Below are 18055 nucleotides of genomic sequence, written 5' to 3'. Positions count from 1 at the left end.
AGAATGCCGCCAACCTCAGACCGCTGGCGCCTCTTGAATGTCCACGATAGCAGACAACATTGCCCTGGTTAGTTCACGCATCCGGGCTGCCGCCCTCGCCGCCCACCGCGACGAGCACAGCGTGCAGCTGTTGGCAGTGAGCAAGACCAAGCCTGCATACGAGCTGCGTGAAGCGCACGCCGCAGGCCTGCGCGATTTTGGTGAGAACTACCTGCAGGAAGCCTTGAGCAAACAGCTCGAATTGGCCGACCTGCCCTTGATCTGGCACTTCATCGGCCCCATTCAGTCGAACAAGACTCGCGCTATTGCCGAACACTTCGCCTGGGTGCACTCCGTGGATCGTCTGAAAATTGCACAACGCCTGTCCGAGCAACGTCCGGCGGATCTGCCGCCCCTGAACATCTGTATCCAGGTCAATGTCAGCGGTGAAGCCAGCAAGTCCGGCTGCACCCCGGCCGACCTTCCCGCACTGGCCCAAGCCATCAGCGAACTGCCGCGCCTCAAGTTGCGCGGGTTGATGGCCATCCCCGAGCCGACGGAAGATCGCGCCGCCCAAGACGCCGCATTTGCTGCCGTGAAAAGCCTGCAAGACAGCCTTCAACTGCCACTCGACACCTTGTCCATGGGCATGAGCCATGACCTCGAGTCGGCCATCGCCCAAGGCGCCACCTGGGTCCGCATCGGTACGGCCCTGTTCGGCGCCCGCGACTATCCACACATGCAAGGCCAGCCCTGAACAATGGCTGACACCTCTTTTTATAAGGACCTGACATGAGCAAGACTCGCATTGCCTTCATCGGTGCCGGCAACATGGCGGCCAGCCTGATCGGCGGCCTGCGCGCCAAGGGTCTGGACGCCGCGCAGATCCGCGCCAGCGATCCAGGCGCTGAAACCCGCGCCAAAGTGAGCGCCGAACACGGCATTGAAACCTTCGCCGACAACGCAGAGGCCATTCAGGGCGCGGACGTGGTCGTGCTGGCCGTCAAGCCGCAAGCCATGAAAGCCGTGTGCGAAGCCCTTCGCCCAAGCCTTGCGCCGAACCAACTGGTGGTGTCCATCGCGGCCGGCATCACCTGCGCCAGCATGAACAATTGGCTGGGCGCACAGCCGATCGTGCGCTGCATGCCCAACACCCCGGCATTGTTGCGCCAGGGCGTGAGCGGCCTGTTCGCCACCCCCCAAGTCACCGGCGAGCAACGCCAGCAGGCGCAAGAGCTGCTGTCGGCCGTGGGCATCGCCCTGTGGCTGGATGAGGAGTTGCAACTCGACGCGGTCACCGCCGTTTCCGGCTCCGGTCCGGCGTATTTCTTCCTGCTGATCGAAGCAATGACCGCCGCCGGGGTGAAACTCGGCCTGCCTGCCGACATCGCCGCCCAACTGACCCTGCAAACCGCACTGGGTGCTGCGCACATGGCGGTGTCCAGTGATGTGGACGCTGCCGAATTGCGCCGCCGTGTAACATCGCCAGCCGGCACCACAGAAGCTGCAATCAAATCGTTCCAGGCGGGTGGCTTCGAAGCCCTGGTCGAAAAAGCATTGGGCGCAGCAAAGCACCGCTCGGCCGAGATGGCCGAACAACTGGGTCAATAAGGAGCCTGACATGATTGGATTGAACACCGCAGCGGTCTACGTGCTGCAAACCCTGGGCAGCCTGTACCTGCTGATCGTGCTGCTGCGTTTTGTGCTGCAACTGGTGCGCGCCAACTTCTACAACCCGCTGTGCCAGTTCGTCGTCAAGGCCACCCAGCCGCTGCTCAAACCACTGCGCCGGATCATTCCGAGCCTGTTTGGCCTGGACATGTCCTCGCTGGTGCTGGCGATCCTTGTGCAGATGGCACTGATGGCCCTGACCCTGCTGCTGACCTACGGCACCACCGGTAACCCGCTGCAATTGCTGATATGGTCGCTCATCGGCGTGACCGCGCTATTCCTGAAGATCTTCTTCTTTGCACTGATCATCAGCGTGATCCTGTCGTGGGTCGCCCCGGGTAGCCATAACCCTGGCGCCGAACTGGTCAACCAGATCTGCGAGCCGGCCCTGGCGCCATTTCGCCGCATCCTGCCAAGCATGGGCGGCCTGGACATCTCGCCGATCCTCGCCTTCATGGTGCTCAAGCTGATCGACATGCTGGTGATCAACAACCTGGCGGCCATGACCATGATGCCGGAGATTTTGCGTCTGTTGATCTGATGGATCGCTGATCGCCAGCAAGCTGGCTGCTACAGGGGAATGCATGCTTCCTGTAGGAGCCAGCTTGCTGGCGATGGGTGTATCAGACACCGCAGGCATTCAGGCATCCAGCGTTATCGTTGACGACCATCGCGACGGTTCGACGTTTCGACGTGCTCGCTCCTACAGGGGGCTACCCCTGGGTTTACCTTCGCTTGCCGCTAACCCCATCGGTCTTTAGACTTACGCCTCATTTAACCGAGAGCAGGGTCGATGCCAGCTGCCTTTCCCCCCGATTCTGTTGGTCTGGTGACGCCGCAAGTGGCGCACTTCAGCGAACCCCTGGCCCTGGCCTGTGGCCGTTCGCTGGCCGCCTATGACCTGATTTACGAGACCTACGGCACGCTGAACGCCACGGCGAGCAACGCCGTACTGATCTGTCACGCTCTGTCGGGCCATCATCACGCCGCCGGCTACCACAGCCCCGACGACCGCAAGCCTGGCTGGTGGGACAGTTGCATCGGCCCCGGCAAGCCAATCGACACTAACAAATTCTTCGTGGTCAGCCTGAACAACCTCGGCGGTTGCAACGGCTCCACGGGTCCGAGCAGCCTCAACCCGGAAACCGGCAAGCCATTCGGCGCCGACTTCCCGGTGCTGACCGTGGAAGACTGGGTGCACAGCCAGGCACGCCTGGCCGACTCGCTTGGCGTGGCGCAGTGGGCAGCCGTGATCGGCGGCAGCCTCGGCGGCATGCAGGCCTTGCAGTGGACCATCACCTACCCGGACCGCGTGCGACACTGCCTGGCCATCGCCTCGGCGCCCAAACTGTCGGCACAGAACATCGCGTTCAACGAAGTGGCACGTCAGGCGATCCTGACCGATCCCGAATTCCACGGCGGCTCGTTCCAGGAGGCCGGTGTGATCCCCAAGCGCGGCCTGATGCTGGCACGGATGGTCGGTCATATCACCTACCTGTCCGATGACTCCATGGGCGAAAAATTCGGCCGAGGCCTCAAGAGCGAAAAGCTCAACTACGACTTCCACAGCGTCGAGTTCCAGGTCGAAAGCTACTTGCGTTACCAGGGCGAGGAGTTCTCCGGACGTTTCGACGCCAACACTTACCTGTTGATGACCAAGGCGCTGGACTACTTCGACCCCGCCGCCAACTTCAACGATGACCTGGCGAAAACCTTCGCCAATGCCACCGCCAAATTCTGCGTGATGTCGTTCACCACCGACTGGCGCTTCTCCCCAGCCCGCTCGCGGGAACTGGTGGACGCGCTGATGGCGGCCAGGAAAGACGTCTGCTATCTCGAGATCGACGCTCCGCAAGGCCACGACGCCTTCCTGATTCCGATCCCGCGCTATTTACAGGCGTTCGGCAACTACATGAACCGTATTGCGTTGTGAGAAAGCCATGAGAGCTGATCTGGAAATCATCCAGGAATGGATCCCCGCCGGCAGCCGCGTGCTCGACCTGGGCTGCGGTGACGGCGAGCTGCTGACCTGGCTGCGCGACAACAAGCAAGTCACCGGCTACGGCCTGGAAAATGATCCGGACAACATCGCCGAGTGCGTGGCCAAGGGCATCAATGTCATTGAGCAGGACCTGGACAAGGGCCTGGGCAACTTCGCCAGTAACAGCTTCGACATCGTGGTCATGACCCAGGCGCTGCAGGCCGTGCACTACCCGGACAAGATCCTCGACGAAATGCTGAGGGTCGGTCGCCAGTGCATCATCACCTTCCCCAACTTCGGTCACTGGCGCTGCCGCTGGTACCTGGCGAGCAAGGGTCGGATGCCGGTCTCTGAATTCCTGCCGTACACCTGGTACAACACGCCAAACATCCACTTCTGCACCTTCGAAGACTTTGAGGCACTTTGCCGCGAACGTGAAGCGAAGGTCATTGATCGGCTTGCCGTGGATCAACAGCATCGCCATGGGTGGGCCAGTAAGCTATGGCCTAATCTATTAGGAGAAATCGGTATCTATCGTGTCAGCAGCCCAGGGCTTGCTGACCACAAGATCGCGGTCTGAACCGCGCCATTGCAAGGAGAATGGTCATGGGTCGTCTAGCGCTGTTTTTACTCACTGCCTGCCTGAGTGTCACGGCCATGGCCGCTGATGCGATCAAAAGCGATCGCCAGGAAACGTTCGGTGATGTGACGGTGCACTACAACACCTTCAATTCAACGTACCTGACGCCTGACATTGCCAAGTCGGCGGAGCTGATCCGCAGCAAGAACCAGGGCGTCATCAACGTTTCGGTGCTCAAGGACGGCAAGCCGCTGATGGCCAACGTCACCGGTACGGTCAAGGACTTGACCAGCCAGAGCGTGCCCCTGACCTTCAAGCAGATCACAGAGCAGGGCGCGATCTACTACATCGCACAGTATCCGGTGCCGCAGCAGGAAACCCGCACCTTCGAAATCAAGGTGCAGACCGGTGACAAGATCAACACCCTCAACTTCAACCAAGAGCTCTTCCCCGGCGAATGATCAATTTCACGCAACTCGTATTGGCCAGCCATAACGCCGGCAAACTCAAGGAACTGCAGGCCATGCTCGGTCAATCGGTGCAACTGCGCTCGATCGGCGAGTTCAGCAACATCGAGCCTGAAGAAACCGGCCTTTCGTTCGTCGAGAACGCCATTCTCAAGGCCCGCAATGCTGCGCGTATTTCCGGTTTGCCGGCGCTGGCAGACGATTCGGGGCTGGCGGTGGATTTCCTCGGCGGCGCGCCGGGCATTTACTCGGCCCGCTACGCCGATGGCAAGGGCGATGCGGCGAACAACGCCAAGCTGCTCGAAGCGCTCAAGGACGTGCCCGACGCCGAGCGCGGTGCGCAGTTCGTCTGCGTACTGGCGCTGGTGCGCCACGCCGATGATCCGCTGCCGATCCTCTGCGAAGGGCTGTGGCACGGCCGCATCCTGCACCAGGCCAGCGGCGAACACGGTTTTGGCTACGACCCGCTGTTCTGGGTGCCGGAGCGCGACTGCTCCAGTGCCGAGTTGAGCCCGGCCGACAAGAACCAGATCAGCCACCGCGCCCGTGCAATGGATCTGCTGCGCCAGCGTCTGGGCTTGAAATGACCCCTGAATCATCCGCGTTGCCGCTGATACACGGCGGCGGCGCAGCCTCTCTCCGGGCGCCCCTGCCGGTGCTGCCGCCGCTGGCGTTGTACATCCACATCCCGTGGTGCGTACGCAAATGCCCCTATTGCGACTTCAACTCCCACACCGCCAGCCCCGAGTTGCCGGAACAGGCGTATGTGGACGCATTGCTGGCCGATCTCGACCAGGACATGCATGCCGTGTACGGCCGTGAACTGAGCTCGATTTTCTTCGGTGGCGGCACGCCGAGCCTGTTCAGTGCCCAGGCGCTGGGTCGTCTGCTCAAAGGGGTCGAGCAGCGCATCCCCTTTGCCGCTGACATCGAAATCACCCTGGAAGCCAACCCAGGCACTTTTGAGCAGGACAAGTTCGTGGCTTACCGGGCACTGGGGATCAATCGCCTGTCGATCGGCATCCAGAGCTTCCAGCAGGAAAAGCTCAAGGCGCTGGGACGCATCCACAATGGCGACGAGGCCGTGCGTGCCGCCGGAATGGCCCGTCAGGCCGGGTTCGATAACTTCAACCTCGACCTGATGCACGGCCTGCCCGACCAATCCCTGGATGACGCCCTGGCCGACCTGCGCACCGCCATCGCCCTGAAGCCGACACATCTGTCCTGGTATCAGTTGACGCTGGAGCCCAACACAGTGTTCTGGAACCAGCCACCGACGCTGCCGGAAGACGACACCTTGTGGGATATTCAAGAGGCCGGGCAGGCGCTGCTGGCCGAGCATGGTTACGCGCAATACGAGGTTTCGGCCTACGCGCAGCCCGGCCGTGCGGCAAGGCATAACCTCAATTACTGGAGCTTTGGCGACTTCATCGGCATTGGCGCCGGTGCCCACGGCAAGCTCAGCCATCCGGACGGGCGCATCGTGCGCACCTGGAAAACGCGTCTGCCGAAGGATTACCTTAACCTGGCGAAAAACTTCAAGGCTGGCGAAAAGACGCTGACCGATGATGAAATGCCGTTCGAGTTCCTGATGAATGCCCTGCGGCTGACCGAGGGGGTCGAAGCGTGCCTTTACCCGGAGCGCACTGGTATGCCCCTGGACAGCCTGGCCGAAGCCCGCCGCGACGCCGAACAAAGCGGCCTGATGCAGGTCGAACCGTCACGTCTGGCGGCCACTGAACGCGGACAACTGTTTCTCAACGACTTGCTGCAGAATTTTCTGACCTAAGGAAACCGAATGGATCTGGTACTCGACCTGCTCGCCACCGTGTCTCGCTGGAGCCGCAGCAATCTCTCGGAAATCGCCTTGGCCCTGGTGGGCTGCCTGCTGGTGCTGTTCGGTGCGGATTTCAAAGGCTGGGTCGAGCAACGCCTGGGCAGCATCGCCGGCGCCTTGCGTGTCCCGCTGATGGCATTGCTGTGCATGATCGGCAGCGGCGCAGCACTGATCTACGCCACGCCATGGATCGTTCGCGGCCTGAGCCAGTTCAACAACTACAGCCTGGCGCCGGTGTTGTTGGTGGTGTTGGTGTTGATTGGCGTAGTGGCTGACCGCAAGTAATTTCTGCCCCAACCAGAAACAACTGTGGGAGCGGCGGTGCGACGATTCGACTTGCCCGCGATGAGGCCATAACATCCAACACCTTCGTTGACTGTTCGTACGCCATCGCGGGCAAGTCGAATCGTCGCACCGCCGCTCCCACAGTGTTATCGCGTGTGGCTTAAGACTGTTTTTCGAACTTCAAGTCCCAAACCCCATGCCCAAGCCGTTCGCCACGGCGTTCGAACTTGGTGATCGGGCGCTCTGCCGGGCGCGGCACGCACTTGCCATCTTCGGCCAGGTTGCGATAACCCGGTGCGACGTTCATCACTTCCAGCATGTACTCGGCATACGGCTCCCAGTCGGTGGCCATGTGCAGTACACCGCCAATCTTCAATTTGCTGCGCACGAGCTCAGCGAACGACGCCTGGACGATACGGCGCTTGTGGTGACGGCTCTTGTGCCACGGGTCCGGGAAAAACAGCATCAGGCGATCGAGGCTGTTGTCGGCCACGCAACGGTTGAGCACTTCGATTGCATCGCAATCGTAGACCCGCAGGTTGGTCAGGCCCTGGGTCAGCACGCCATTGAGCAACGCACCGACACCCGGACGGTGCACTTCCACACCAATGAAATCCTGTTCAGGCGCAGCGGCTGCCATTTCGAGCAGCGAGTGGCCCATGCCGAAACCGATTTCCAGCGAGCGCGGTGCCGAGCGACCGAAGACCTGGTCGTAGTCCACCGGCGAGTCGGCCAACGGCAGCACGAACAGCGGCGCGCCTTGCTCCAGGCCGCGTTGCTGGCCTTCGGTCATGCGCCCGGCGCGCATCACGAAGCTCTTGATGCGGCGGTGCTGGCGCTCGTCGCCTTCTTCCGTCTGGATTGGCGTTTCGTTTGATTCAGTCATCAATGGCTCTTACTTGATCAGACCATCCAGCGGCGAAGAAGCGCTGGCGTAGAGTTTTTTCGGCATGCGGCCCGCGAGATAGGCCAGGCGACCGGCAACAATGGCGTGCTTCATGGCTTCGGCCATCATGACCGGCTGTTGCGCGTTGGCAATGGCAGAGTTCATCAGCACGGCTTCGCAGCCCAGTTCCATGGCGATAGTGGCGTCGGAAGCGGTACCGACACCGGCGTCTACCAGCACCGGGATCTTGGCTTCTTCGAGGATGATCTGCAGGTTGTACGGGTTGCAGATCCCAAGGCCGGTGCCGATCAGCCCAGCCAGCGGCATGACGGCAATGCAGCCGATTTCGGCCAGTTGCCGTGCGATGATCGGGTCATCGCTGGTGTAGACCATCACGTCGAAGCCTTCCTTGACCAGCACTTCGGCGGCCTTGAGGGTTTCGATCACGTTGGGGAACAGGGTTTTCTGGTCAGCCAGCACTTCCAGCTTTACCAGGTTGTGGCCATCGAGCAGCTCACGGGCCAGTCGGCAGGTGCGCACAGCCTCAATGGCATCGTAGCAACCGGCGGTGTTCGGCAGGATGGTGTAGCGATCCGGCGGCAGGATATCCAGCAGGTTCGGTTCGCCCGGGTTCTGGCCGATGTTGGTCCTGCGCACGGCCACGGTGACGATCTCGGCACCCGAGGCCTCGATGGCCAGGCGGGTTTCTTCCATGTCACGGTATTTGCCGGTGCCGACCAGCAGACGCGACTGGTAAGTACGACCGGCCAGGACGAAAGGCTTGTCGGTGCGAACGATGCTCATGGGAAATCCTCTGTTGGGGTGAGGTTCTTGCACAATAATGCTATGGCCACCTGGGCCGGGCGACTAGCCGCCGCCGATGGCGTGCACCACTTCGACTGAATCACCGTCGTTGAGCGTGGTGTCCGCATGCTGGCTGCGCGGGACGATATCCAGATTGAGCTCGACCGCCACCCGACGTCCGGTCAGTTCCAGACGGGTCAGCAGGGCCGCAACGGTTTCACCGTCGGGCAGTTCAAGGGATTCGCCGTTCAACTGAATGCGCATGCCAAATGCCGCCATCATTTTTAGGGGCTGGCATTCTAGCCCGATCGTGACCTCAAGGTCAGCAATAAGCGTCAAGCGGTCAGCGGCAAACGCCAGGCGGCGAGGCCCAGGCACAGCCAGCCGATCAGGAAGGCCAGGCCGCCGAAGGGGGTGATGATGCCGAGTTTGCCGATGCCGATAGTGGTCAGCAGGTACAGACTGCCGGAAAACAGCAGGATGCCGACGGTGAACGAGATGCCCGCCCAGGCCACCAGCCGCCCCTGAATTTGCGTGGCTAGCAGTGCGACGCCGAACAGCGCCAGGGCATGCACCAGTTGATAGGTGACGCCGGTATGGAAGATCGCCAGATACTCGGGCGTCAGACGGCTTTTCAAGCCGTGGGCGGCGAACGCACCCAGGCCGACGCCGGTGAAACCGAAGAAAGCAGCCAGCATCAGAAAGCCACGCAGCATGAAGAACTCCAGTCAGACTCGATCAACAGGGTCTGTATAATGGCCCGCTCGACGGGTTCGGCCAAGCCATCTCTATGCTGCGGTTATTTTTACGACGATTCACGAAGGCGCTGCTCTGGTTCGCGGGTGGTAGCGTCGTGCTGGTCCTGATTTTTCGCGTGGTTCCACCACCGGGCACGGCCTTGATGGTGGAACGCAAGATCGAATCCTGGCTCGACGGCGAACCGATCGACCTGCAACGCACCTGGAAACCCTGGGACGAAATCTCCGACGACCTGAAAGTCGCAGTGATCGCTGGTGAAGATCAGAAATTCCCGGAGCACTGGGGATTCGACATCGGTGCGATCCGTGCCGCCCTGGCCCACAACGAGCTGGGCGGTTCGGTGCGCGGCGCCAGTACGCTGAGCCAGCAAGTGTCGAAGAACCTGTTCCTGTGGTCTGGCCGCAGCTGGCTGCGCAAGGGCCTGGAAGCCTGGTTCACCGGATTGATCGAATTGCTCTGGCCAAAGCAGCGGATTCTCGAGGTCTACCTCAACAGCGTGGAATGGGATGACGGCGTGTTTGGCGCCGAAGCGGCAGCCCGACATCACTTTGGCGTCAGCGCGAAGAACCTCAGTCGCCAGCAATCGAGCCTGCTGGCCGCCGTGCTGCCCAACCCACGCGTGTGGAGTGCAAGCCACCCAACCAACTACGTCGCCCGCCGTGCAGGCTGGATTCGTCAGCAGATGAGCCAGTTGGGGGGAGACAGCTATCTGGTGGGGCTCAATGATTCGCGTCGGGCACCCTGGTCCAAATAACGCCGTACCCCCCCCTTTAGGAGCGAGCTCGCTCCTAAAGGGGGGAAAAATGACACCTGAAACAAAAACGCCCCGATCAATGATCGGGGCGTTTTTTTATTGCCGGGGTGCAGGTTACGCAGCAATCGACAGTTTGAGCTTGTTCATCGCACTCTTTTCGAGCTGACGAATACGCTCGGCCGACACGTTGTACTTCTGCGCCAGATCGTGCAGCGTCGCTTTTTCTTCCGCCAGCCAGCGCTGGTAGAGAATGTCACGGCTACGGTCGTCCAGCACTTCCAGCGCTTCGTGCAGGTTGTGGTTGGAGTTGTCACTCCAATCAGCGTCTTCCAGTTGACGCGCCGGGTCGTACCGGTGGTCTTCCAGGTAGTTGGCCGGCGATTGGAAAGCACTGTCGTCGTCCGCCTCAGCGGCCGGGTCGAAGGCCATGTCCTGGCCGGTCAGGCGACTTTCCATCTCGCGCACTTCCCGCGGCTCTACGCCAAGGCTTTCCGCCACACGGTGGACTTCCTCGTTGTTCAGCCACGCCAGGCGTTTCTTCTGGCTGCGCAGGTTGAAGAACAGCTTGCGCTGGGCCTTGGTGGTCGCGACTTTCACGATGCGCCAGTTGCGCAGGATGAATTCGTGGATTTCCGCCTTGATCCAGTGCACGGCGAACGAAACCAGGCGCACACCCATTTCCGGGTTAAAGCGCTTCACGGCCTTCATCAGGCCGACGTTGCCTTCCTGAATCAGGTCTGCCTGAGCCAGGCCATAGCCGGAATAGCTGCGGGCGATATGTACGACAAAACGCAGGTGGGCGAGCACCATCTGCCGAGCCGCCCCCAGATCCTGCTCATAGTAGAGACTCTCGGCCAGTTCACGCTCCTGCTCTGGCGTCAGCAATGGGATGCTGTTGACAGTGTGCACATAGGCCTCCAGGTTCGCACCCGGGACCAGAGCATATGCAGGTTGCAAAGAATTGGTCATACGTCAAAACCTCCGACTTACAAACTCGTGCAGTTCAGCACTGCGAAAATTGACCGGAAACCGAAAGACAAGTTCCCAAAAACGCTGAAAGGTCAATACGAGCAAAATGATACTACTTAGGCGCAAGCTCCCTCAGGTGGCGTGCGACTGCAATCCATGCACCGATATACCCCAACAGCACCGCGCCAAGCAAGAGCGACAGACCGTCGGCAACCGGCACACCGGCCAGCGCAAAATCGCTGCCGTACAAACCCGCCAACCCGACCACCGCATCGTTCAGCCAGTCCAGGCCAAACGCCAATACGCCCCAGGAAAGTATCCCCGCACCGAAGCCATACAACGCGCCCATATAAAGAAAGGGCCTGCGCACATAACTGTCGGTGCCGCCGACGAGTTTAATCACTTCTATCTCGGTGCGGCGGTTTTCAATATGAAGACGAATGGTATTGCCTATCACCAAAAGTAATGCAGAAACCAGAAGCACGGTCAGACCGAAGACAAAACGGTCACCCAGCTTGAGGATCGCTGCCAGACGCTCGACCCAGACTAGATCAAGTTGCGCCTGTTGTACCTTGGGCAATTCGGAAAGTTGTTGTCGTAATGCTTCAAGCGCGGGCTTGTCCACCTCGTTCGGGGTCACCAGCACCACGCCGGGCAACGGGTTTTCCGGCAGCTCCTTCAAGGCATCGCCCAACCCGGACTGCTGCTGGAATTCTTCCAGTGCCTGATCGCGGCCAACGTACTCGGCATCAGCGACACCCGGCAGACGCTTGATCTGCTCGCGCAACGACTCGCCTTGTGCCGGACTGGCGTCGAGTTCCAGGTACAGGGAAATCTGCGCCGCACGCTGCCAGGAGCCGCCGAGACGCTCGACATTACTTAGCAAAAGTGACAGGCCCATGGGCAAGCTCAGGGCCACCGCCATCACCATGCAGGTGAAGAAACTGCCGATCGGCTGCTTGCCCAGACGGCGCAGGCTGTCCAGCAAGCTGGCGCGATGGCTTTCAATCCAGGCGGCGAACAGCGTGGCAAAATCCGGGCCGTCGTCATCGTCGCGTTTTTTCTTTTGCGGTTGCGGATCGGCGGCTTTTGGCGCCACGCGCTCGGAAACCTTGGGGCTACGTGTCGCGCTCATACGCCGGCCTCCCCGTCACCGATCAATCGACCGCGTTGCAGCGTCAACATGCGGTGGCGCATGCGGGCGATCAAAGCCAGGTCGTGGCTGGCGATCAGCACGCTGGTGCCCAGGCGATTGATGTCTTCGAACACACCCATGATTTCCGCCGCCAGACGCGGGTCGAGGTTACCGGTCGGTTCGTCCGCCAGCAGCAACGCCGGGCGGTGAACGATGGCGCGGGCAATGCCAACGCGTTGTTGCTGGCCGGTGGACAAGTCGCCGGGGTACAGATCGGCTTTATCCGACAGCGCCACGCGTTCCAGAGCCGAATCCACGCGCTTGGCGACTTCGACCTTGGAAAGCCCGAGAATCTGCAACGGCAGCGCAACGTTGTTGAACACGGTGCGATCGAACAACAGCTGGTGATTCTGGAACACCACACCAATCTGCCGACGCAAGAACGGAATCTGCGCGTTGCTAATGGTGCCGAGGTCCTGGCCCGCCAGCAGCAGCTTGCCACTGGTTGGGCGCTCCATTGCCAGCAGCAGGCGCAACAGCGTGCTTTTACCGGCGCCGGAATGGCCGGTCACAAACAGGAACTCGCCGCGACGGACCCGAAAGCTCAGTTCATGCAAGCCGACGTGACCGTTCGGGTAGCGCTTACCGACCTGTTCGAAACGAATCATGAACGCTCCCGCTCGGCAAACAGTGCCTGGACAAAGGGTTCTGCTTCAAAGGTGCGCAAGTCGTCGATGCCTTCACCGACGCCGATGTAGCGAATCGGCAAACCGAACTGCTTGGCCAGGGCGAAGATCACCCCGCCCTTGGCGGTGCCGTCCAGCTTGGTCAGCGCCAGGCCTGTCAGTTCGACGGTCTGATTGAATTGTTTCGCCTGGTTGATGGCGTTTTGGCCGGTCCCGGCGTCGAGCACCAGCAGCACTTCGTGCGGTGCGTCGGCATCAAGTTTGCCGATAACCCGACGAACCTTCTTCAGTTCTTCCATCAGGTTGTCTTTGGTGTGCAGGCGACCGGCGGTGTCGGCGATCAGCACATCGATGCCACGGGCCTTGGCGGCCTGGACGGCGTCAAAAATGACCGAAGCGGAGTCGGCCCCCGTATGCTGGGCGATTACCGGAATCTTGTTGCGCTCCCCCCAGACCTGCAACTGCTCGACGGCGGCGGCACGGAAGGTATCGCCGGCGGCGAGCATGACCTTCTTGCCTTCGAGCTGCAGTTTCTTCGCCAACTTGCCAATCGTGGTGGTCTTGCCAGCGCCGTTGACGCCCACCACCAAAATGACGAATGGCTTATTCTGCGAGGTGATCTTCAGTGGCTGCTCGACCGGCTTGAGCATGGCTGCCAGTTCGGCTTGCAGGGATTTGTAGAGTGCGTCGGCATCCGCCAGCTCCTTGCGCGCAACCTTTTGCGTCAGGTGCTGAATGATCACTGACGTGGCCTCGACGCCGACGTCGGCGGTCAGCAAGCGGGTCTCGATGTCGTCGAGCAACTCGTCATCGATGATCTTCTTGCCGAGAAACAGGCTGGCCATGCCTTCGCCGATGCTGGCGCTGGTCTTGGACAGGCCCTGCTTGAGGCGGGCGAAGAAGCCGGCCTTGATTTCTTCGCGCACAGGCTCAACGGCAGTCTCGACCGGCACCGCGGGCGCCGGCGTTGCAACATCAGGCGCGGGAACGGGCGCAGGTGCCACAGGTTCCGAAACAACAGGCGCCGCCGCGACCACCACGGGTGCCATTTCAATAGGCTCGGGTATGAACGGACTCGACGCCGGCGCCGGGATCGGCGGCGTCACGTGCGGCGCCAGGTCATCCTCGACCAGCGCGACCGGTTCTTCCGCCACGGGCAATGTCAGCCAAGGCTCATCGGCGGGCGTCAGCGGTTGTTCGGCAACGGTTTCAGGCTCGACGACCGGCTGCAGCACAGGTTCGGCATTCGCCAGCACGATCGGCGCAGGCTCTTGCGTGACCGGCTCAGGCGCTGGTTCAGGAAGTGGCTGTGACTGTTCGACGACGGTTTCCTGCGGCTTTTTGCGCAGCCATCCGAACAGGCTTTTCTTTTCACCAGCCGCGGCTGGGGCTTTCTTGTCGTCGTTGGAACCAAACATGGAGGACGGCTATCTCACGGTAGCGACGCGCCAAAGGGCGCCCCGGCAATTGAACATTCGATGCAGAACAGACTGCGATTGACCCAGCTTGTTCACGCGCAACATTTTGTCGAGGTGCAAAAAGCGCCTCAAACGTCGATTAATACGATGGACTGGAACGGCATCGTCGGCGAAAACGCAGAGTTTAGCTGACAAACTCACAGTTTCCGGCAAAAACCTAAACAACCTGCCGACCGATCAAAGGCCGGATAGGCGTGGCCGCCAGTAAAACGGATCAGTATCCTAGCACCCTCTCGCCCGCTGACGCTAAGAACAAGCGGGCAGCCCAACAGGTTTAAAAACGAATGAATGCTCTAGCCCGCCGCGCTGCAGGCCTGCTGCTCAGCACAGTTTGTCTGCCCTTTACAGCCCTTGCTGCCGACCCGCAACCGACCCATGAGTTCACCCTCGACAACGGCCTGAAAGTCGTCGTGCGCGAAGACCATCGCGCGCCGGTGGTGGTCTCGCAGGTCTGGTACAAAGTCGGTTCCAGCTACGAGACCCCGGGCCAGACCGGTTTGTCCCACGCTCTGGAACACATGATGTTCAAGGGCAGCGAGAAAGTCGGCCCGGGCGAGGCATCGCTGATCCTGCGCGATCTGGGTGCCGAAGAAAACGCCTTCACCAGCGACGACTTCACCGCCTATTACCAGGTCCTGGCCCGCGATCGCCTGGGCGTGGCCTTCGAACTGGAAGCCGACCGCATGGCGAGCCTGCGCTTGCCTGCCGACGAGTTCGCCCGCGAAATCGAAGTCATCAAGGAAGAGCGCCGTCTGCGCACCGATGACAAGCCGATGTCCAAGGCCTACGAGCGCTTCAAGGCCATGGCCTACCCGGCCACCGGTTACCACACGCCGACCATCGGCTGGATGGCTGACCTGGACCGCATGAAAGTGGAGGAACTGCGCCATTGGTATCAATCCTGGTACGTACCGAACAACGCCACGCTGGTCGTGGTCGGCGACGTCACCCCGGATGAAGTCAAAACCCTGGCCCAGCGTTACTTTGGCCCGATCGCCAGGCGTGACGTGCCACCCGCGAAAATCCCGCTGGAACTGGCCGAACCCGGCGAACGCCAGATCACCCTGCACGTACAGACGCAGTTGCCGAGCCTGATGCTGGGTTTCAACGTGCCGAGCATTGCCACCGCCGAAGACAAACGTTCGGTCAACGCCTTGCGACTGATCTCGGCCCTGCTGGACGGCGGCTACAGCGGACGCATCCCGACCCAACTGGAGCGCGGAGAAGAACTGGTGTCCGGCGGCTCGTCGAATTACGACGCCTACACCCGAGGCGACAGCCTGTTCACCCTGTCGGCAACGCCGAACACGCAGAAAAACAAAACCATCGCCCAGACCGACGCCGGTCTGTGGAAGCTGCTCGATCAGTTGAAAACCACCGCACCGTCCGCCGAAGAGCTTGAACGCGTGCGGGCGCAGGTCATCGCCGGCCTGGTCTACGAGCGCGACTCGATCACAAGCCAGGCCACGGCCATCGGCCAATTGGAAACCGTCGGCCTGTCGTGGAAATTGATGGACACCGAACTCGCCGACCTGGAAAGCGTTACCCCACAAGACATCCAGAACGCCGCCAAGCTGTATTTCACCCGCGAACGTCTCAGCGTCGCCCATGTCCTGCCTCTGGAGACGACTCATGAGTGAGCGTAAGAAATCACCCTTGTTGCTGGTTGCCTTGGTGGCCGTCGCGGCCATCGGCTGCGCAGCGTTTTACTTCACCCAAACCCGCGAGACTGTCGCCAGCGAGGCCCTCGACAACGCCAAGTCCAGCCAAAAGCTGCAGTCGCTAGCCGAACTCGACGGCAAGGCACCAAGCCGTCGCACCCTGAACGTGCAATCGTGGAACACCGCCGAAGGCACCAAGGTGCTGTTTGTCGAAGCCCGCGAACTGCCAATGTTCGACATGCGCCTGATCTTCGCCGCCGGCAGCAGCCAGGACGGCGACGCACCCGGCCTGGCGGTGCTGACCAACGCAATGCTCAACGAAGGCGTGGCGGGCAAGGATGTGAGCGCCATTGCCCAGGGCTTCGAAGGCCTGGGCGCAGACTTCAGCAACGGCGCGTTCAAAGACATGGCATTGGCTTCCCTGCGCAGCCTCAGCGCCCCGGACAAACGCGAACCGGCGCTGAAACTGTTCTGCGAAGTGGTCGGCCAGCCGACCTTCCCTGCCGATTCGTTCGCGCGCATCAAGAACCAGATGCTCGCCGGCTTTGAATATCAAAAGCAGAACCCCGGAAAACTGGCCAGCATCGAGTTGATGAAGCGACTGTACGGCGACCACCCTTACGCGCACAACAGCGATGGCACGGCGCAAACCGTGCCAGCCATTACCCTGGCGCAGTTGAAAGCGTTCCACCAAAAAGCCTACGCGGCCGGCAACGTGGTGATTGCGCTGGTGGGCGACCTGTCCCGTACCGAAGCCGAAGCCATCGCCGCCCAGGTATCCAGCTCGCTGCCAAAAGGTCCGGCGCTGGCGAAGTTGGCGGCCCCGGTCGAGCCCAAGGCCAGCAACGGCCACATCGAGTTTCCGTCCAAGCAAACCAACCTGATGCTCGCGCAGTTGGGCATCGACCGTGACGACCCGGATTACGCCGCCCTGTCCATGGGTAACCAGATCCTTGGCGGCGGTGGTTTCGGAACCCGACTGATGAGCGAAGTGCGCGAGAAGCGCGGCCTGACGTATGGCGTGTATTCGGGCTTCACCCCAATGCAGGCTCGCGGCCCGTTCATGATCAACCTGCAGACCCGCGCCGAGATGAGCGAAGGCACATTGAAGCTGGTGCAGGACGTGCTTGCCGACTACCTCAAGACCGGTCCGACCCAGAAGGAGCTCGACGACGCCAAGCGTGAACTGGCGGGCAGTTTCCCGCTGTCCACCGCCAGTAACGCCGATATTGTCGGCCAACTCGGCGCCATGGGCTTTTATAATCTGCCGCTCAGCTACCTGGAAGACTTCATGCAGCAGTCTCAGAGCCTGACGGTTGAGCAAGTCAAGACCGCACTGAACAAACACCTGAGCACGGATAAGATGGTCATCGTCACCGCTGGCCCGACCGTACCGCAAAAGCCGTTGCCGGCCCCTACTGACAAACCTGCCGAGCAACCGCTCGGGGTTCCGGAGCATTGATGGCTACCCGTCCCAAGAAACCTGCACAAAACGTGCACAACGGCGTGAATCAGTTGCGCATCATCGGCGGTGAATGGCGCAGCCGGAAGCTGAGCTTCCCCGATGCGCCGGGCCTGCGTCCCACTCCGGATCGGGTGCGTGAAACCCTGTTCAACTGGCTTGCGCCTTATGTGCCAGGTGCCAAGGTCCTTGACCCGTTCGCCGGCAGCGGCGCGCTGTTTCTCGAAGCCCTGTCCCGTGGCGCCGCCAGCGGGCAAGCGCTGGATGCCAGCCATGTCGCGGTGTCCAGCCTGAAAGAACACCTGGGTACGCTGCGCTGCACCAACGGCCAGGTTCAGACCGCTGATGCCTTGCGTTACCTGGAAACGCAGCCTGCAATGGCGTACGACCTGGTGTTCCTCGACCCGCCATTCAACCAGAACCTGTTGCCGGCCGTGTGCACCCTGCTGGAAGAGCGCCAATGGCTGGCGGCCGACGCCTGGATCTACACCGAAAGCGAAAGCGCACCCTCGACGCTGGGTTTGCCGGGCAACTGGCGCCTGCACCGAGAGCAAAAATCCGGGCGCGTATACTACTCGTTGTGGCAACGTATGGCAGAGACTGTCGGTTAGTCGACCGGCCTGAAAGGTGCGCGCAGGTTGCGCACCGCTGCATCGAGAAC

At 61.1% G+C, this 18055-nt stretch carries 21 protein-coding genes; 13 read left to right on the top strand and 8 right to left on the bottom strand.

Going from position 1 to position 18055, the window contains the following annotated elements; translation table 11 throughout:
* Positions 1-37 precede the first annotated feature (37 nt).
* The 9 genes from AB4N33_RS23330 to AB4N33_RS23290 all read left to right on the top strand — a co-directional run bounded on the left by AB4N33_RS23330 (position 38) and on the right by AB4N33_RS23290 (position 6800).
* Positions 38-736, top strand: coding sequence for a YggS family pyridoxal phosphate-dependent enzyme (locus AB4N33_RS23330; RefSeq protein WP_476458333.1), 699 nt, complete (start codon positions 38-40; stop codon positions 734-736).
* 35 nt (positions 737-771) lie between these two features.
* Complete coding sequence (proC, locus tag AB4N33_RS23325; protein WP_476458332.1) at positions 772-1590, top strand: pyrroline-5-carboxylate reductase; 819 nt, start codon at positions 772-774, stop codon at positions 1588-1590.
* Between the two features lie 10 nt (positions 1591-1600).
* Positions 1601-2191: a YggT family protein gene (locus AB4N33_RS23320; protein ID WP_460120024.1), complete on the top strand. Its 591-nt coding sequence runs from the start codon at positions 1601-1603 to the stop codon at positions 2189-2191.
* 252 nt (positions 2192-2443) lie between these two features.
* On the top strand, positions 2444-3583 hold the full coding sequence (gene metX, locus AB4N33_RS23315; RefSeq protein ID WP_460120022.1) for a homoserine O-succinyltransferase MetX: 1140 nt from the start codon (positions 2444-2446) through the stop codon (positions 3581-3583).
* Positions 3584-3590: 7 nt separating this feature from the next.
* On the top strand, positions 3591-4211 hold the full coding sequence (gene metW / locus AB4N33_RS23310; protein ID WP_460120021.1) for a methionine biosynthesis protein MetW: 621 nt from the start codon (positions 3591-3593) through the stop codon (positions 4209-4211).
* 26 nt (positions 4212-4237) lie between these two features.
* Positions 4238-4672, top strand: a complete 435-nt coding sequence (locus AB4N33_RS23305; protein ID WP_460120019.1) for a DUF4426 domain-containing protein — start codon at positions 4238-4240, stop codon at positions 4670-4672.
* Positions 4669-5265, top strand: a complete 597-nt coding sequence (rdgB, locus tag AB4N33_RS23300) for an RdgB/HAM1 family non-canonical purine NTP pyrophosphatase (protein WP_460140736.1) — start codon at positions 4669-4671, stop codon at positions 5263-5265. Before AB4N33_RS23305 ends, rdgB begins: the two co-directional genes overlap by 4 nt.
* Positions 5262-6467, top strand: a complete 1206-nt coding sequence (gene hemW / locus AB4N33_RS23295) for a radical SAM family heme chaperone HemW (RefSeq protein ID WP_460120015.1) — start codon at positions 5262-5264, stop codon at positions 6465-6467. Before rdgB ends, hemW begins: the two co-directional genes overlap by 4 nt.
* Before the next feature lie 9 nt (positions 6468-6476).
* Positions 6477-6800: a DUF3392 domain-containing protein gene (locus AB4N33_RS23290; protein ID WP_460140734.1), complete on the top strand. Its 324-nt coding sequence runs from the start codon at positions 6477-6479 to the stop codon at positions 6798-6800.
* Positions 6801-6960: 160 nt separating this feature from the next.
* Here the strand turns inward: AB4N33_RS23290 and trmB are convergent, their stop codons facing one another.
* From trmB to AB4N33_RS23270, 4 genes are all read right to left on the bottom strand, one after another.
* Positions 6961-7686: a tRNA (guanosine(46)-N7)-methyltransferase TrmB gene (trmB, locus tag AB4N33_RS23285; protein WP_476458331.1), complete on the bottom strand. Its 726-nt coding sequence runs from the start codon at positions 7684-7686 to the stop codon at positions 6961-6963.
* A gap of 9 nt (positions 7687-7695) precedes the next feature.
* On the bottom strand, positions 7696-8490 hold the full coding sequence (locus AB4N33_RS23280) for a thiazole synthase (RefSeq protein WP_476458330.1): 795 nt from the start codon (positions 8488-8490) through the stop codon (positions 7696-7698).
* Between the two features lie 63 nt (positions 8491-8553).
* Positions 8554-8754 (bottom strand): sulfur carrier protein ThiS, encoded by a 201-nt coding sequence (gene thiS / locus AB4N33_RS23275; protein ID WP_008026157.1) that lies wholly within the window; start codon positions 8752-8754, stop codon positions 8554-8556.
* A 71-nt stretch (positions 8755-8825) separates the two neighbouring features.
* Positions 8826-9206, bottom strand: a complete 381-nt coding sequence (locus tag AB4N33_RS23270; protein ID WP_460120007.1) for a DUF423 domain-containing protein — start codon at positions 9204-9206, stop codon at positions 8826-8828.
* A 74-nt stretch (positions 9207-9280) separates the two neighbouring features.
* On the opposite strand from AB4N33_RS23270, the gene mtgA reads away from it, so the two are divergent.
* Positions 9281-10003 (top strand): monofunctional biosynthetic peptidoglycan transglycosylase, encoded by a 723-nt coding sequence (gene mtgA / locus AB4N33_RS23265; protein ID WP_460120005.1) that lies wholly within the window; start codon positions 9281-9283, stop codon positions 10001-10003.
* Positions 10004-10117: 114 nt separating this feature from the next.
* Here mtgA and rpoH read toward each other — a convergent pair whose 3' ends face one another.
* The 4 genes from rpoH to ftsY all read right to left on the bottom strand — a co-directional run bounded on the left by rpoH (position 10118) and on the right by ftsY (position 14211).
* A complete protein-coding gene (gene rpoH, locus AB4N33_RS23260) occupies positions 10118-10972 on the bottom strand; it encodes an RNA polymerase sigma factor RpoH (protein WP_368555870.1) in 855 nt (284 codons plus the stop codon).
* A 112-nt stretch (positions 10973-11084) separates the two neighbouring features.
* Positions 11085-12107 carry a permease-like cell division protein FtsX gene (gene ftsX, locus AB4N33_RS23255; protein WP_460120003.1) on the bottom strand — a complete coding sequence of 341 codons (1023 nt, stop codon included), beginning with the start codon at positions 12105-12107 and terminating at the stop codon, positions 11085-11087.
* Complete coding sequence (gene ftsE, locus AB4N33_RS23250; protein ID WP_460120001.1) at positions 12104-12775, bottom strand: cell division ATP-binding protein FtsE; 672 nt, start codon at positions 12773-12775, stop codon at positions 12104-12106. The genes ftsX and ftsE overlap by 4 nt, the downstream gene beginning before the upstream one ends.
* Positions 12772-14211 (bottom strand): signal recognition particle-docking protein FtsY, encoded by a 1440-nt coding sequence (gene ftsY / locus AB4N33_RS23245; protein ID WP_476458329.1) that lies wholly within the window; start codon positions 14209-14211, stop codon positions 12772-12774. The genes ftsE and ftsY overlap by 4 nt, the downstream gene beginning before the upstream one ends.
* Before the next feature lie 344 nt (positions 14212-14555).
* Here ftsY and AB4N33_RS23240 point away from each other — a divergent pair, with 344 nt between their 5' ends.
* The 3 genes from AB4N33_RS23240 to rsmD are packed head-to-tail and all read left to right on the top strand — an operon-like array spanning position 14556 to position 18005.
* On the top strand, positions 14556-15911 hold the full coding sequence (locus AB4N33_RS23240) for a M16 family metallopeptidase (protein WP_476458328.1): 1356 nt from the start codon (positions 14556-14558) through the stop codon (positions 15909-15911).
* Complete coding sequence (locus AB4N33_RS23235; RefSeq protein ID WP_476458327.1) at positions 15904-17394, top strand: M16 family metallopeptidase; 1491 nt, start codon at positions 15904-15906, stop codon at positions 17392-17394. Before AB4N33_RS23240 ends, AB4N33_RS23235 begins: the two co-directional genes overlap by 8 nt.
* Complete coding sequence (gene rsmD / locus AB4N33_RS23230) at positions 17394-18005, top strand: 16S rRNA (guanine(966)-N(2))-methyltransferase RsmD (RefSeq protein WP_476458326.1); 612 nt, start codon at positions 17394-17396, stop codon at positions 18003-18005. Before AB4N33_RS23235 ends, rsmD begins: the two co-directional genes overlap by 1 nt.
* Positions 18006-18055 lie beyond the last annotated feature (50 nt).

It is taken from the genome of Pseudomonas sp. S1_E05, from assembly GCF_056337105.1.
The sequence above is the reverse complement of the archived record's forward strand: the minus strand, read 5'-3'. Positions and strand labels throughout refer to the sequence as shown.

What these genes read in the sequence shown, in the direction of transcription:
- AB4N33_RS23330 (WP_476458333.1), top strand. Translation starts at nt 38, where the DNA reads ATGTCCACGATAGCAGACAACATTGCCCTGGTTAGTTCACGCATCCGG.
- proC (WP_476458332.1), top strand. Translation starts at nt 772, where the DNA reads ATGAGCAAGACTCGCATTGCCTTCATCGGTGCCGGCAACATGGCGGCC.
- AB4N33_RS23320 (WP_460120024.1), top strand. Translation starts at nt 1,601, where the DNA reads ATGATTGGATTGAACACCGCAGCGGTCTACGTGCTGCAAACCCTGGGC.
- metX (WP_460120022.1), top strand. Translation starts at nt 2,444, where the DNA reads ATGCCAGCTGCCTTTCCCCCCGATTCTGTTGGTCTGGTGACGCCGCAA.
- metW (WP_460120021.1), top strand. Translation starts at nt 3,591, where the DNA reads ATGAGAGCTGATCTGGAAATCATCCAGGAATGGATCCCCGCCGGCAGC.
- AB4N33_RS23305 (WP_460120019.1), top strand. Translation starts at nt 4,238, where the DNA reads ATGGGTCGTCTAGCGCTGTTTTTACTCACTGCCTGCCTGAGTGTCACG.
- rdgB (WP_460140736.1), top strand. Translation starts at nt 4,669, where the DNA reads ATGATCAATTTCACGCAACTCGTATTGGCCAGCCATAACGCCGGCAAA.
- hemW (WP_460120015.1), top strand. Translation starts at nt 5,262, where the DNA reads ATGACCCCTGAATCATCCGCGTTGCCGCTGATACACGGCGGCGGCGCA.
- AB4N33_RS23290 (WP_460140734.1), top strand. Translation starts at nt 6,477, where the DNA reads ATGGATCTGGTACTCGACCTGCTCGCCACCGTGTCTCGCTGGAGCCGC.
- trmB (WP_476458331.1), bottom strand. Translation starts at nt 7,686, where the DNA reads ATGACTGAATCAAACGAAACGCCAATCCAGACGGAAGAAGGCGACGAG.
- AB4N33_RS23280 (WP_476458330.1), bottom strand. Translation starts at nt 8,490, where the DNA reads ATGAGCATCGTTCGCACCGACAAGCCTTTCGTCCTGGCCGGTCGTACT.
- thiS (WP_008026157.1), bottom strand. Translation starts at nt 8,754, where the DNA reads ATGCGCATTCAGTTGAACGGCGAATCCCTTGAACTGCCCGACGGTGAA.
- AB4N33_RS23270 (WP_460120007.1), bottom strand. Translation starts at nt 9,206, where the DNA reads ATGCTGCGTGGCTTTCTGATGCTGGCTGCTTTCTTCGGTTTCACCGGC.
- mtgA (WP_460120005.1), top strand. Translation starts at nt 9,281, where the DNA reads ATGCTGCGGTTATTTTTACGACGATTCACGAAGGCGCTGCTCTGGTTC.
- rpoH (WP_368555870.1), bottom strand. Translation starts at nt 10,972, where the DNA reads ATGACCAATTCTTTGCAACCTGCATATGCTCTGGTCCCGGGTGCGAAC.
- ftsX (WP_460120003.1), bottom strand. Translation starts at nt 12,107, where the DNA reads ATGAGCGCGACACGTAGCCCCAAGGTTTCCGAGCGCGTGGCGCCAAAA.
- ftsE (WP_460120001.1), bottom strand. Translation starts at nt 12,775, where the DNA reads ATGATTCGTTTCGAACAGGTCGGTAAGCGCTACCCGAACGGTCACGTC.
- ftsY (WP_476458329.1), bottom strand. Translation starts at nt 14,211, where the DNA reads ATGTTTGGTTCCAACGACGACAAGAAAGCCCCAGCCGCGGCTGGTGAA.
- AB4N33_RS23240 (WP_476458328.1), top strand. Translation starts at nt 14,556, where the DNA reads ATGAATGCTCTAGCCCGCCGCGCTGCAGGCCTGCTGCTCAGCACAGTT.
- AB4N33_RS23235 (WP_476458327.1), top strand. Translation starts at nt 15,904, where the DNA reads ATGAGTGAGCGTAAGAAATCACCCTTGTTGCTGGTTGCCTTGGTGGCC.
- rsmD (WP_476458326.1), top strand. Translation starts at nt 17,394, where the DNA reads ATGGCTACCCGTCCCAAGAAACCTGCACAAAACGTGCACAACGGCGTG.